Here is a 13,396-nt window from a genome sequence, read left to right on the forward strand (position 1 = left end):
TGGGCGCGGTTCTGCTCACGGCAGATGACCTGTCCATCAGGCTCAGTACCTCCGGGCCGCGGCCTCGGCGGCGATGACGTGGCGGGTGCCCCACACCGCGCCGGGCAGCACCAGCCGGTCCTTGATCCGGGCGGCGACCCGTCCGGTGATGACGCGTCCGTCCGCCTGGCCCAGCTGCACGATGCCGTCATGGCGGCCGAGCGTGATGTGCCAGGCGACGTCGTGGTACCGCAGCTGCGCGGGGGACCGGCCGACCAGCCGGTTCGCGATCGAGCGGGCGCCGGCAGCCGCGGAGAGGCCGCCCGGCCCGCAGCCCATGCGTACCAGCTGGTCGTCCTCGTTGCGTGCCGCGGCGGCGTCACCGATGCCGTACACCTCGGGGTGGGAGAGCGACCGCATGCTCCGGTCGACCAGCATCCGTCCCCGGTGGTCGACGGCCAGACCGGCCTGCTGGGCCAGCGGCGGAACCGCGAAGCCGGCGGTCCACACCACGGTGCGACCGGGGAGCTGGTCCCCGTTGTCGAGCAGCAGTCCGTCCTGGGCGACCTTCGCCACCCGGGAGTTCGTGACCAGCCGGACGCCCAGCCGGTCGAAGGTCGCGAACAGGTGCTGCTGCGCCCGCTCGTTCAGCATCGACCCCGGCGGCGTGGACGTGAGCAACGAGACGGTCCGGTCGGGGTGGGCCTCGGCGATCTCGGTGACGGTCTCGATCCCGGTCAACCCACCGCCGACGACGGTGACGGGCTCCCCGCCGGACCGGGCCAGCAGCGCGGGCACCCGGCCGGCCTGGTCGGCGGTGGCGACGGCAACGGCGTGTTCGGCCACACCGGGCACCTCGTGCACGTCGGCGCGGCTGCCCAGCGCGTAGACCAGGATGTCGTACCGGATCGGCTCGGCCCGGCCCGCCAGGTCGACCTGTCGTGTCCCGAGGTCGATGTGGACCGCCCGGCCGATCAGCAGGGTGATGCCGCGACCGCGGACCAGACGCTGCAGTGGGATGTCAGCGCGCCGCCGGCCGACCGCCAGTTGGTGGTTGCGCATCCGCTCCTGGAAGACGTCGCGCTCGTTGATCAAGGTGACCGACGCGTCGGTCCGCGTGGCGATCAGGTTGGCCGCGGTCATTCCCGCGTAGCCGGCGCCGAGGACGACGACGTGCGGTGGGGTGGTGTTCGTCATGGTGGTTCCCTTCGTGATCAGGTGTCGACCAACCGACGCCGTCCGGTCACGGGTTGTGACACCTGACCGACGGCACGATCACCGGCTGAACTCGATGCCGGTGTCGAGCCACGACAGCTTCTCGGGATTGCGGACGTAGTAGATGCTGCTGACCCGGCCCTGGTCGACCCGGCATGCCAACACCCCGTCCAGTTCGCCGTCGAGGCGCATGATGAGCGCCGGGCCGCCGTTGACGTTCGCCGGCTCGAGGGTGATCCGGGCACCGACCCGGTCGAGCCCCGACGTCAGCACCCGCAGCACCTTGTCCGCTCCGGAGACGGGCCGTGGGACGGCCTGCCTGACGCCGCCGCCGTCGGCGACCAGGACCACGTCGGGGGACAGCACGTCGAGCAGTCCCTGCACGTCGCCGGTCTCGACGGCCCGCCGGAAGGCGGTGAGGGCGGCCTCGGTCTCCGCGGCCGACGGGTCCTCGCGGGGTCGGCGGGCGGCGACGTGGGACCGCGCGCGATGGGCGATCTGGCGTACGGCGGCGGGGGTCTTGTCGACCGACCGGGCGATCTCGTCGTAGTCGAACGCGAACACCTCACGCAGTACGAACACCGCCCGCTCGGTGGGCGTCAGCGACTCCAGCACCAGCAGCATGGCGATCGAGACGCTCTCGGCGAGTTCCACGTCGTCGGCCACGTCCGGCACGGTCAGCAGCGGCTCGGGCAGCCAGGACCCGGTGTAGGTCTCCTTGCGTCGGCCCAGTGTCCGCAGCCGCGACAGCGCCTGGTTCGTGGTGATCCGGACCAGGTAGGCGCGGTGGTCGCGAACCTGGTCGAGGTCGACCCGGACCCACCGCAGCCACGTCTCCTGCAGTACGTCCTCGGCATCGGTCGCCGACCCGAGGATCTCGTACGCCACCGTGAACAGCAGGTTGCGGTGGCGTACGAACGTCTCCGTCGCCGGCTCCGTCGTGTCAGCACACATCACTGTCCCCATCCGTCCGCCGTGGTGCCCCATCCGTCGGTCCTGGAGCATGGTCACCCACCGAGACGCCGGCGGGCCGGATTCTGTGACAGGTGGATCCGGGACGTACGGGGTCAGCCGGCGTAGGGCGCCACCAGCGAGGCGTACCGCTCGATCATCGTGTCGACGACCTGCCGTGGGTCGGCGGCCCAGATGTCGGCGTTGAAGATCTCCACCTCGATGTCGCCGGTGTAGCCGGCCTCGGTCACCCAGCGGGTGGTGCTCTCGAAGTCGATGTGGCCGTCGCCCATCATCCCGCGCGCCAACAGGGTGTCGACCGGCAGCGGGGTGATCCAGTCGCAGATCTGGTACGACAGCAGTCGGCCCTCGTTGCCGGCCCGGAGCAGCTGCTGCGGCAGCGTCGGGTCCCACCAGACGTGGTACGTGTCGGCCATCACGCCGACCACGTCGGCGGAGTAGGGGGCCGCCAGGTCCAGTGCCTGCTCCAGCGTCGACAGCACCCCGCGGTCGGCGGCGTAGATCGGGTTCATCGGCTCGAGGGCCAGCTTCACCCCCGCCTCTGTCGCGTGCGGCACCAGCACCTCCAACGCCTTGGCGACCTGGCGTCGGGCACCGGACAGGTCGCGGGAGCCCGCCGGCAGTCCGCCGACGACCAGGCACAGGCAGTCGGCCTCGAGGGCGGCGGCCTCGTCGATCGCGGCGTGGTTGCTGGCGATCGCCTCCTCGAAGGCCGCCCCGGTGGCGGTGAACCAACCGCCGCGGCACAGCGACGACACCCGGAGCCCGGCCTCGGCGACCAGGTCGACGGTGGCCTGCAGGCCGAAGTCGGCGACCGGTTCCCGCCACAGTCCGACCGAGCCGATGCCGGTGGCCCGGCACAGCTCGACGACCTCGGGCACGGTGGCGGCGTTGACGGTCTTCTGGTTCAGCGACAGCCGGGAGAGGTCGGGCGCGGCGCCGTTCGTCGAGGCCGTCACAGGGTCAGCTCCGGCAGCTCGATCCGCCGGCCCTCGGCCGAGGACTTGAGGCCGAGCTCGGCCAACCGGACCCCGCGTGCCCCCGACAGCAGGTCGTACGGGTTGGGCTCGTCGTCGACGACGTGGCGGATGAACTGCTCCCACTGGTACTTGAAGCCGTTGTCGAACACCTCGTTGTCGGGCATCTCGTGCCACTGCTCGCGGAACGGGGTGGCCTCCACCAGGTCGGGGTTCCACACCGGCTTCGGGGTCAGCGCGCGCGGCTGGACCTTGCAGCGGTGGAGGCCGGCGACGGCGCTGCCGTGGGTGCCGTCGACCTGCAGCTCGACCAGTTCGTCCCGGTTGACCCGGACCGCCCAGGACGAGTTGAACTGCACGACGGTCCTGCCGATCTCGAAGATCGCGTACGCCGCGTCGTCGGCGGTGGCGGCGTACTCGTTGCCCTGCTCGTCCCACCGCTTGTCGATGTGGGTGACGGCCTTGGCGTTGACCGAGTCGATGGTGCCGAAGAGGTCCTCCAGCAGGTAGCTCCAGTGGCAGAACATGTCGCTGACGATGCCGCCGCCGTCTTCGGCCCGGTAGTTCCAACTGGGCCGTTGCGCGGCCTGCCAGTCACCCTCGAACACCCAGTAGCCGAACTCGCCGCGGACCGACAGGATCTCACCGAAGAAGCCGCCGTCGATCAGTCGCTTCAGCTTGCGGAAGCCGGGCAGGAACAGTTTGTCGTGGACGACGCCGTTCTTCACCCCGGTGGACCTGGCCAGCCGCGCGAGGTCGAGGGCCCCTTCGAAGGACTCGGCGGTCGGCTTCTCGGTGTAGATGTGGCGACCGGCCTCCATCGCCGACCGCAGTGCGGGCTCGCGGACGTTGGTGAGCTGGGCGTCGAAGTAGATCGGGTAGTCGTCGTCGGCGAGGGCACCCTCGAGGTCGGTGGTCCAGTCCTCGAGGCCGTACCTGGCGGCGAGGTCGGACAGCTTGTCGGCGTTGCGGCCGACCAGCAGCGGTTGCAGGTTGACCCGGCTGCCGTCGGCGAGGGTGACGCCGCCCTGCTCCCGGATCGCCAGCACCGACCGCACCAGGTGCTGTCGGGTCCCCATCCGGCCGGTCACACCGTTCATCACCACGCCCAGAGTTCGGGTCTCCATGGTCTCGCCTCGCCTCACGCCTCGAATCGGTCCACCGGGCAAGTCCGTCGAGCCGGCGGGAAACAGCTTTCCGCGGGCAACTCTAGACCATCGGATTCCGCAAGGCGACCGCAGGTCTCCGCTACGCGGACGGGGTGGCGAGGTGGGTGCTCTCCCGCAGCAGGACCTCGCCGGTGATCGGGCTGCCCGGCGCCCCGTCGGGGTCGAGCAGCAACTCCACAGCAGCCTGACCGGCCTCCCGGAGCGGCAGGTGCACGGTGGTGATCGAGGGGTGGACGTCGGCCAGTGTCGGGATGTCGTCGAAGCCGGCGACGGCGATGTCGACTCCGGGGCGGAGGCCGGCCTCCCGGATCGCAGCCACGGCGCCCAGCGCCATCACGTCGTTCACGGCGAACACACAGCCGGGCCGGTCGTTGCGTGCCAGCAGCGCCCGCATCGCCTCGTGACCGCCGGCGCGGTTGAAGCCGCCCGCGACGATCCGGTCCTTGGCCAGCGCCACCTGCCGGGACCGGAGCCCGTTGCGGAAGCCCTCGGTCCGGTCGACCGCGGTGAGCAGCCCGGCCGGACCGGCCAGCACCGCGAAGTCGCGGTGTCCCTGGTCGACCAGGGCACGGCCCAGCTCGGCGGCCAACTTCCGGTTCTCGATCTCGACGGTGGGCAGGTCGTCGATCGGTTGGCTGACCAGCACCACGCTCCCACCGGCCTCGCGGTAGGCGTCGAGTTCAGCGCGCAGCGCATCGGCGTCCGAACCTTCGGGCGCGTCGGTGTTGGACGCGTCGGTGTTGGACGCGTGGGTGTTGGGCGCGGTGGGGGAGGCCTCGCGGTCCACCCGGGACCCCACGATCACCACTCCTCGGGCACGTTGGCTGCGGAACACCGCCAGGTGTTCAGCCTCCCGGCCGGGGGCCCGTCCGGTGGTGCCCATCGTGACCGTGATCCCGTGGGCGTCGGCGGCCTCGATCACCCCGGCGGCGATCTGGGTGAAGTACGGGTCGGCGATGTCGGCCACCACCAGGCCGATCGTGTTGCTGTGGCCGCGGGCCATCGCCTGGGCCGGGCCGTTCGCGGTGTAGCGCAACTCCCGCGCCGCGGCGAGCACCCGTTCCGACAGCTCCTGGCCGACCTTGCGGGTGCTGCCGTTCAGCACCCGGGAAGCGGTGGCCAGCGACACACCGGCGCGCTCGGCGACCTCGTACAGGGTCGTCTGTGCCATCTCCACGTCCTCCCGTCGATCGGCTCCGCAGTGCCGGTCGACACGTCCTGATCGCGCGGATCGTCGCCGCGATGTGTGTCGGCGGGCGCCGCCACGTGCTCGGGTCAACCTTGGCACGCCTCCCCGTCGTCGGCCAGCATGCGAGCCGCCGCCCGCCCACGTCGGGGGTGACTCCGGCTCGACGGACGCCGCTGCTGGACACTCCGCTGCCATGGCACAGTTGTCCTCATGTCTGAGGAGTCATCCGGGTCGTCCGGGTCACCCGAGTCGGCCGCGGCCGGCACCGAGGAGGGCCACAGTCCGGGTGCGACCGGAGGCGCGCACGGTGGTAGGACCACCGCTCCGGTTGCACCACCTGATGCGCAGTTGATCGCCACGCTCCGCGATGCCCTGACCGCCGGCCGCTACACCGTCGACGCGGTCAACGACCGGCTCGGCCCGGTCGGCCAGGCCGCCCTGGGCCGCAACCACACCCTCCCCGGCAGCCACGCCCTCGGCAGCGACGACGACCCCCAGGCCACCTTGATCCGGTTGTGGCCCCTGCAGTCGGAGGTGTCGACCGCCGCGGTCGAGCGGGCGCTGCCCGGAATGCTCGACGCCCTCGTCACCGCCGGAGTCCTGCACCGCGACGGTGACCGCATCCGATCGGCGGTCGACCTCGCCCCGTACGACGGCGACGACGGCACCGCCGGGTGGATCGTCTCCGACCACACTCCCGGCATGGACGGCCGGATCGACGAGGTCGGCGACGACTACGTGCTCGGCGTCTCCAGCGCATCGGTGACCCTCGCCCAGATCGCCGCCCGCAACCCGGTCGGCCGTGCCCTCGACCTCGGCAGCGGATGCGGGGTGCAGAGCCTCCACCTGGCCCGGCACGCCGACCACGTCGTCGCGACCGACCTGAACCGCCGCGCGGTCACTGCGGCGGCGTGGACCTTCGCGTTGAACGACGTGGCCGTCGAGCTGCGCCACGGTGACCTGTGGCAGCCGGTCGCCGGGGAGACGTTCGACCAGGTGATCAGCAACCCGCCGTACGTGATGTCGCCGCCGGGGACCGCCCACCTGACCTACCGTGAGTCGTCGCTGCCCGGTGACGACCTGGTCCGTACGGTCGCGCTCGGCGCCGCCGACCGGCTCAACCCGGGCGGCACCGCCCAGGTGCTCGCCAACTGGATCCACCCGGCCGACGGCGACTGGCGGGAACGCCTGGCGGGTTGGTTCACCGGCTCGGGCTGTGCGGTGCACGTGGTGCAGCGCGAGGTGCTCGACCCCGCCGAGTACGCCGAGATGTGGCTGCTCGACGCCGGTCTGCAGGGCGGTCCGCGCTATCGGGCCGCGTACGAGCAGTGGTTGCGGCACCTCGCCTCGACCGGGGTCGCCGGTATCGGCATGGGATGGATCCTGTTGTACCGCAGCGAATCCGACGATCCGGACGTGACGATCGAGCACTGGCCCTCACCGGTGGCCCAGCCGGTCGGGGACGCGCTGGCGCAGCGGCCCGGCCAACTCGCCGTGGCCGTACGGCCCGACGACCAGCTGCTCGGTACGCGGCTGACGCTGGCCGATGACGTCCTCACCGAGACTCTCGGCCCACCCGGTGCCGCCGACCCCTCGGCGATCGTGCTGGTGCAGCACCGCGGCCTGTGTCGGCGCGTCCAGGTCGACACCGCGCTGGCCGGAGTGGTCGGCGCCTGTGACGGCGAACTTGCTGTCGGGCAACTGATCGCGGCCGTCGCCGGCCTGCTCGACGAGGACGAGACGGCCGTGACCCACCGGCTGTTGCCGCGGCTGCGGGAGCTGATCTCGTACGGCATGCTGATCGGTGGTCCCGCATGATCATCGGCGCTGTCGCCCAACTGGTACTCGCCCTGGTGCTCGTCCTGGCCTGTGGCGTCTTCGTCGCCGCCGAGTTCGCCTTCGTCACCGTCGACCGCTCGACCGTCGAGCGCGCTGCAGCGAGTGGGGACAAGCAGGCCAAGGGTCTGCTGGCCGGGCTGAAGTCCCTGTCCACACAGCTTTCCGGGGCGCAGGTGGGCATCACGTTGACCAACCTGGCGATCGGCTTCCTGGCCGACCGCTCGATCGCGGTGTTGCTGCAGTCGGCCCTGGTCGGGCTGCCCCCGGCGGCCGCCGAGGCGATCGCGATCGCGGTCTCGCTGGTCGTGCTCAACGTGTTGACCATGGTGTACGGGGAACTGGTCCCCAAGAACCTGTCGATCGCCGACCCGTTGCGGTTCGGCAAGTTGTCGCAGGGTTTCAACCGCGGCTTCACCAAGATCATGTACGGGCCGATCCGGCTGCTGAACAACACGGCGAACGCGATCGTCCGGATGCTCGGGATCGAACCTCAGGAAGAGCTCCGGTCGGTCCGCAGCCCGGAGGAGATCGCGTCGTTGGTCCGCCGGTCGGCCCGTGAAGGCGTGCTGGACGACGACACCGCCGACCTGGTGGAGCGCTCGATCCTGTTCGGTACGCGGACCGCCAGCGACATCATGACGCCGCGGATGCGGATGCACACGGTGAAGGCGACCGACCCGGTGTCGGCGGTGATCGAGGCGACCCGGCAGACCGGCCACTCCCGCTTCCCGGTGATCGGCGAGGACGCCGACGAGGTGGTGGGGGTGGCCCACGTGAAGCATGCGGTCGCCGTACCCGTGCAGGACCGTGACACCCGCCGCGTCAGCAGTGTGGCACGTCGACCGGTGCAGGCACCCGGCTCGTTGGAGCTCGACCCTCTGCTCACCCTGCTGCGCGGCGAGGGTGGCATGCAGATGGCCGTCGTCGTCGACGAGTACGGCGGCACCGACGGAGTGGTGACGATGGAGGACCTGGTCGAGGAGATCGTCGGCGAGATCGCCGACGAACACGACCGACTGTCCAACCAGGGCTACGAACTCGCCGACGGCTCGTGGTCGGTGTCGGGGTTGCTGCGCCCCGACGAGGTCGAGGGACTGACCGGCATCCGGGTGCCCGAGGGCGAGCACTACGACACCATCGCCGGGCTGTTCCTGTCCGAGCACGGATCGCTGCCGGAGCGGGGTGCCGAGATCACCATCGCCCTGCCGCGGCTGATCGACCTGGACGGGGACGGCGCCGAACCGATCGGCGAGACACAGGTCCGGCTGACCGTGCAACGCCTCGACGGTCGACGGATCGACCGGCTGTTGATCAAGGCCGAGGACGCGCTGCACGAGGGGGCCGACGATGAGTGACTGGGGTTGGCTGCTCGTCGCCGTCCTGCTGTTGGCGTTGAACACGTTCTTCGTCGGTGCCGAGTTCGCCGTCATCTCGGCCCGCCGGACCCTGATCGAGCCGAAGGCGGCGGAGGGCTCGCGGATCGCGCAGATCACCCTGAAGGCGTTGAAGGACGTCTCACTGATGATGGCCGGCGCCCAATTGGGCATCACCGTGTGCACCGTCGGTCTCGGCGCGGTGGGCGAACCGGCCGTGGCGCACCTGCTGGAGCCACTGTTCGCGATGCTGCGGGTACCCGAGGTCGCACTGCACATCGTGTCGTTCATCGTGGCGATGGCGATCGTGGTGACCCTGCACGTGGTGATCGGCGAGATGGTGCCGAAGAACATCGCACTGGCCGCCCCGGAACGGGCCGCGCTGATCCTGGGCCCACCGCTGTACATCCTGGTGACGGCGTTGAAGCCACTCATCTGGGTGCTGAACGCGATCGCCAACCTGAACCTGCGACTGATGAAGGTCGAACCCAAGGACGAGGTCTCGAGCACCTTCACCGCCGAGGAGGTCGCCGGTCTGGTCGACGAGTCCCGGCGCGAGGGCATGATGGACGACGAGGCGTACGGCCTGGTGCAGGGGGCCCTGACCTTCACCGACCGGACCGTCGACGCGGTGTTGTTGCCGGTCTCGGTGCTGGTCAGCGTGTCGCCGACCGACACCCTCGCCGAGGTCGAACAGCGGTGTGCCGAGACCGGGTACTCCCGGTACCCGGTGATCAGCACCGACGACGACGGGGCCGAGGTGGTGCACGGTTACCTGCACATCAAGGACGTGTTGGAGACCGACCCCGAACGTCGGCAGCGCCCGTTGGACCGCAAGTGGTTCCGGATGATGCCGTCCCTGTCGCCGCAGACCGAACTGAACGACGCCATCAAGGTGATGCAGGCCAAGGAGGCCCACCTGGCGAAGGTCGTCGGGCCGGACGGCCGACTCGCCGGCGTGGTCGCGATGGAGGACGTGCTGGAGGAACTCGTGGGCGAGATCCGCGACATCTCCCACCGGTGGGGACCACGCCCCGCCGCCGGCTGAGCTCGCGTCAGGCCGTGGCGGTGACGTCGGCGAACCAGGCGTCGAGGGACGCCTCGTCGGCGAACCACTGCAACCGGCGCGCGACCTCGCGGGCGAACTCGGCCGGCGCATCCGAACCGGCGGTGACCACGTCACCGCTGCCCATCGCCGCGCCGTCGATGTAGCGGCCGTCGCCGGGGTAGTCGACCTCGGCCAGCATCGCCGGCGAGTCGGTGGTGTGGGGCACCTCGTCCAACGAGCCGACCCGGGCCAGGCCGATGACTGCGGTGCCGATCGCGCCGACCGGCCGACCGTTGCGCAGCAGGGTCTTGGCCAGCGCCAGCACCTCGTCGTGGTCGTCGTGCCAGCCCTCGCCGCCGGCCAGCACCAGCACCTCGACCCGGTCGGGATCGACCTCGGCGACGGTGCGCGACGGGGTGAGCTGACCACCGGTGGTCGTCACCGGCTCGGTCGACGAGCCGACGTAGGACACCGGCATCTCGGGGTTGGTCAGGTCGTGGGCGCGCAGCAGCGGGGCGAGCAGTTGCTCGTCCAGCCCGGGCGTGGCATGGATGACGACTTCATTCACCGGGCCAGCATGATCAGCGTCGGCCCGAACGGCAAGCAGATCGCCAGGGATTCATCCGGAGTTCCCCGACCCGTCGGACTCTCGACGCGCCGATGACACCCCGGATCCGCGCCTCGACGATCGGCGGGCTACCTTGACACACCGGGTTAGCATGCAGCCTGACCCGCCCGTTGGAGCGGACTCGGCCTCGTCGAACACCCACCCTGCCGCGTCGATCCGTCCAGAGAGGAAGCAGTGCCGACCAGCAATTCCCGCACGCTCGTCATCGTCGAGTCGCCCACGAAGGCCTCGAAGATCGCGAGCTACCTCGGCGACGGCTACATCGTCGAGTCGAGTCGGGGACATGTCCGTGACCTGCCGACCGGCGCCGCCGACGTACCGGCCAAGTACAAGGGTGAGAAGTGGGCCCGCACCGGCGTGAACGTGGACGACGACTTCGCCCCGTTGTACGTGGTGCAGCCCGACAAGCGGGCCACCATCAAGTCACTGAAGCAGGCGCTGTCCGGGGTCGACCAACTGTTGCTCGCCACCGATGGTGACCGCGAGGGCGAGGCCATCGCCTGGCACCTGTTGGAGGAACTGAAGCCGAAGGTGCCGGTGCACCGGATGGTGTTCCACGAGATCACCGAGCACGCGATCACCGACGCGGTGAACGCGCCCCGCGAACTCGACACCGACCTGGTCGATGCCCAGGAGACCCGCCGGATCCTCGACCGGCTGTACGGGTACGAGGTCTCGCCGGTGCTGTGGAAGAAGGTCAAGCCGCGACTGTCCGCCGGTCGGGTGCAGTCGGTCGCGACCCGGCTGGTGGTCGACCGGGAGCGGGAGCGGATCGCGTACCGGACGGCCGACTACTTCGACATCGACGCCACCCTCGACGCCGGTGCCGAGGCCTCACCCCGCCAGTTCGGGGCGCGGCTCAGCCAGGTCGGCAGCCGCCGGGTCGCCCAGGGGCGGGACTTCAACTCACTCGGCCAGCTGACCAACGACCAGTTGGTGCACCTCGACGAGGCGGCGGCCACCGAGTTGGCCGGCCGCCTGGAAGACGCCCGGTTCAGCGTCGCGAAGGTGGAGGCGAAGCCGTACACCCGCAAGCCGTACGCACCGTTCCGCACCACCACGATGCAACAGGAGGCGGGCCGCAAGCTCGGCTTCACCGCCCAGCGGGCGATGTCGGTGGCACAGGACCTGTACGAGGGCGGCTACATCACCTACATGCGTACCGACTCGATCACCTTGTCGAGTTCGGCGATCTCGGCGGCGCGCAGCCAGGTCAAGCAGCTGTTCGGGGAGAACTACCTGCCCGAGAAGCCGCGGCTCTACACCTCCAAGGTGAAGAACGCCCAGGAGGCGCACGAGGCGATCCGGCCGGCCGGTGACACCTTCCGAACCCCTGCCCAGACAGGGTTGCGGGGTGACATGTTCCGGTTGTACGAGCTGATCTGGATGCGCACCGTCGCCTCCCAGATGAGTGACGCCAAGGGCGAGTCGATCAGTGTCCGGATCGATGCCGTGCCGACCGAGGGCGAGGCCTGCACCTTCTCCGCCTCGGGCCGGACGATCACCTTCCACGGCTTCTTGAAGGCGTACGTGGAGTCGGTCGACGAGGGCCAGTCCGACGACGCCCAGTCGCGGCTGCCGCAGCTGGTCGCCGGCCAGCCGTTGGACGCGTTGGCGATCGAGGCCTCGGGTCACCAGACCCGACCGCCGGCCCGCTACACCGAGCCGTCGTTGGTGGCGAAGCTGGAGGAGCTGGAGATCGGCCGGCCCTCGACGTACGCCTCGATCATCCGGACCATCACCAGCCGGGACTACGTGTTCAAGAAGGGATCCGCGCTGGTCCCGACCTGGTTGGCGTTCGCGGTGACCCGGCTGCTGGAGGAACACTTCGCCCACCTGGTCGACTACCAGTTCACCGCCGACATGGAGGGCGTGCTGGACCAGATCGCCAACGGAGACGCCCACCGGGTCGCGGTGCTCACCGACTTCTACTTCGGCGGCGAGGACCCACGCAACGGGCTCGACGTGCTGGTCAACGAGCTCGGTGAGATCGACGCCCGAGGCCTGTCGACCTTCCCGCTCGGCGACCTCGACTCCGGCATCGTCGTCCGCGTCGGCCGGTACGGCACCTACGTCGAGGACGAGGACGGCAACCGCGCCTCGGTCGAGGACGAGTTGCCACCCGACGAACTCACCGTGGACAAGGCCAAGGAGCTGCTGGCGACCCCGATGGGTGCCGAACGCGAGCTGGGTCTCGACCCCGAGACCCACACCATGATCGTGGCGAAGAACGGTCGGTACGGGCCGTACGTCACCGAGGTGCTGCCCGACGACGCCCCGGCGAAGACGAAGCCGCGGACCGGATCGCTGTTCAAGCACATGGACATCGACAATGTTGATCTTGAAACAGCACTGAAGTTGATCAACCTGCCGCGGGTCGTCGGCACGACCGAGGACGGCACCGAGATCACCGCCCAGAACGGGCGCTACGGGCCGTACCTGAAGAAGGGTACGGATTCCCGCTCGCTGACCTCGGAGGACCAGATCTTCTCGATCACCCTGGCCGAGGCCGAGGCGATCTACGCACAGCCGAAGCAGCGTGGCCGAGCTGCTGCCAAGCCCCCGCTGAAGGAGCTGGGCAACGACCCGGTGTCCGGTCGCCCGATGGTGATCAAGGACGGCCGGTTCGGCGCCTACGTCACCGACGGGGAGACCAACGCCACGCTGCGCCGCGACGACACGGTCGAGGACTTCACCCCCGAACGGGGTGCCGAGTTGCTCGCCGAGAAGCGGGCCAAGGGCCCGGCGCCGAAGAAGCGGGCCAAGAAGGCGCCGGCGAAGAAGGCCGCCAAGAAGACGACGGCGAAGAAGACAGCCGCGAAGAAGGCGCCCGCGAAGAAGTCAGCGGCGAAGAAGTCCACCACCAAGAAGACCACTGCCAAGAAGACCGCCGCCACGAAGACCGCCGCCACGAGGACGGCCGCGAAGAAGGCGCCCGCCAAGCAGTCGGCCAGTTCGTCGACCACGGCGCCGTCGAGCGCCTCGGAGTCCAGCTAGAACGGAGGTC

The 13,396-nt window shown here is 70.1% G+C and carries 10 protein-coding genes; 4 read left to right on the plus strand and 6 right to left on the minus strand.

Going from position 1 to position 13,396, the window contains the following annotated elements; genetic code table 11:
• Positions 1 to 42: 42 nt before the first annotated feature.
• From ACQBAU_RS02505 to ACQBAU_RS02525, 5 genes are all read right to left on the minus strand, one after another.
• A complete protein-coding gene (locus ACQBAU_RS02505; protein WP_434548552.1) occupies positions 43 to 1,176 on the minus strand; it encodes an NAD(P)/FAD-dependent oxidoreductase in 1,134 nt (377 codons plus the stop codon).
• Positions 1,177 to 1,254: 78 nt separating this feature from the next.
• The gene (locus ACQBAU_RS02510) at positions 1,255 to 2,148 is read right to left on the minus strand and encodes an RNA polymerase sigma-70 factor (protein WP_434548551.1); all 894 of its coding nucleotides are present in this window, start codon (positions 2,146 to 2,148) and stop codon (positions 1,255 to 1,257) included.
• A gap of 113 nt (positions 2,149 to 2,261) precedes the next feature.
• Positions 2,262 to 3,125 (minus strand): sugar phosphate isomerase/epimerase family protein, encoded by an 864-nt coding sequence (locus tag ACQBAU_RS02515; protein WP_465255316.1) that lies wholly within the window; start codon positions 3,123 to 3,125, stop codon positions 2,262 to 2,264.
• Positions 3,122 to 4,270 carry a Gfo/Idh/MocA family protein gene (locus ACQBAU_RS02520; protein ID WP_465255315.1) on the minus strand — a complete coding sequence of 383 codons (1,149 nt, stop codon included), beginning with the start codon at positions 4,268 to 4,270 and terminating at the stop codon, positions 3,122 to 3,124. The genes ACQBAU_RS02515 and ACQBAU_RS02520 overlap by 4 nt, the downstream gene beginning before the upstream one ends.
• A gap of 121 nt (positions 4,271 to 4,391) precedes the next feature.
• Complete coding sequence (locus ACQBAU_RS02525; RefSeq protein ID WP_465255314.1) at positions 4,392 to 5,483, minus strand: LacI family DNA-binding transcriptional regulator; 1,092 nt, start codon at positions 5,481 to 5,483, stop codon at positions 4,392 to 4,394.
• A 228-nt stretch (positions 5,484 to 5,711) separates the two neighbouring features.
• On the opposite strand from ACQBAU_RS02525, the gene ACQBAU_RS02530 reads away from it, so the two are divergent.
• The 3 genes from ACQBAU_RS02530 to ACQBAU_RS02540 are packed head-to-tail and all read left to right on the plus strand — an operon-like array spanning position 5,712 to position 9,761.
• Positions 5,712 to 7,319 carry a DUF7059 domain-containing protein gene (locus ACQBAU_RS02530; RefSeq protein WP_465255313.1) on the plus strand — a complete coding sequence of 536 codons (1,608 nt, stop codon included), beginning with the start codon at positions 5,712 to 5,714 and terminating at the stop codon, positions 7,317 to 7,319.
• Complete coding sequence (locus ACQBAU_RS02535) at positions 7,316 to 8,695, plus strand: hemolysin family protein (RefSeq protein WP_465255312.1); 1,380 nt, start codon at positions 7,316 to 7,318, stop codon at positions 8,693 to 8,695. The genes ACQBAU_RS02530 and ACQBAU_RS02535 overlap by 4 nt, the downstream gene beginning before the upstream one ends.
• Positions 8,688 to 9,761: a hemolysin family protein gene (locus tag ACQBAU_RS02540; protein WP_434548545.1), complete on the plus strand. Its 1,074-nt coding sequence runs from the start codon at positions 8,688 to 8,690 to the stop codon at positions 9,759 to 9,761. Before ACQBAU_RS02535 ends, ACQBAU_RS02540 begins: the two co-directional genes overlap by 8 nt.
• A 7-nt stretch (positions 9,762 to 9,768) precedes the next feature.
• On the opposite strand, the gene ACQBAU_RS02545 is transcribed toward ACQBAU_RS02540, so the two are convergent.
• Positions 9,769 to 10,329 carry a DJ-1/PfpI family protein gene (locus ACQBAU_RS02545; RefSeq protein ID WP_434548544.1) on the minus strand — a complete coding sequence of 187 codons (561 nt, stop codon included), beginning with the start codon at positions 10,327 to 10,329 and terminating at the stop codon, positions 9,769 to 9,771.
• Positions 10,330 to 10,563: 234 nt separating this feature from the next.
• Between ACQBAU_RS02545 and topA the strand changes: the two genes are divergently transcribed.
• Positions 10,564 to 13,386, plus strand: coding sequence for a type I DNA topoisomerase (topA, locus tag ACQBAU_RS02550; RefSeq protein ID WP_465255311.1), 2,823 nt, complete (start codon positions 10,564 to 10,566; stop codon positions 13,384 to 13,386).
• Positions 13,387 to 13,396: the final 10 nt, after the last annotated feature.

It is taken from the genome of Carbonicoccus niuqiaonis (assembly GCF_050157065.1).
Taxonomy (GTDB): Bacteria; Actinomycetota; Actinomycetes; order Propionibacteriales; family Propionibacteriaceae; genus Avipropionibacterium.

Bases quoted from the DNA above. Each gene is read 5' to 3' on its own strand.
- ACQBAU_RS02505 (WP_434548552.1), bottom strand. From the start codon at position 1,176: ATGACGAACACCACCCCACCGCACGTCGTCGTCCTCGGCGCCGGCTAC.
- ACQBAU_RS02530 (WP_465255313.1), top strand. From the start codon at position 5,712: ATGTCTGAGGAGTCATCCGGGTCGTCCGGGTCACCCGAGTCGGCCGCG.
- ACQBAU_RS02520 (WP_465255315.1), bottom strand. From the start codon at position 4,270: ATGGAGACCCGAACTCTGGGCGTGGTGATGAACGGTGTGACCGGCCGG.
- ACQBAU_RS02540 (WP_434548545.1), top strand. From the start codon at position 8,688: ATGAGTGACTGGGGTTGGCTGCTCGTCGCCGTCCTGCTGTTGGCGTTG.
- ACQBAU_RS02535 (WP_465255312.1), top strand. From the start codon at position 7,316: ATGATCATCGGCGCTGTCGCCCAACTGGTACTCGCCCTGGTGCTCGTC.
- ACQBAU_RS02525 (WP_465255314.1), bottom strand. From the start codon at position 5,483: ATGGCACAGACGACCCTGTACGAGGTCGCCGAGCGCGCCGGTGTGTCG.
- ACQBAU_RS02510 (WP_434548551.1), bottom strand. From the start codon at position 2,148: ATGTGTGCTGACACGACGGAGCCGGCGACGGAGACGTTCGTACGCCAC.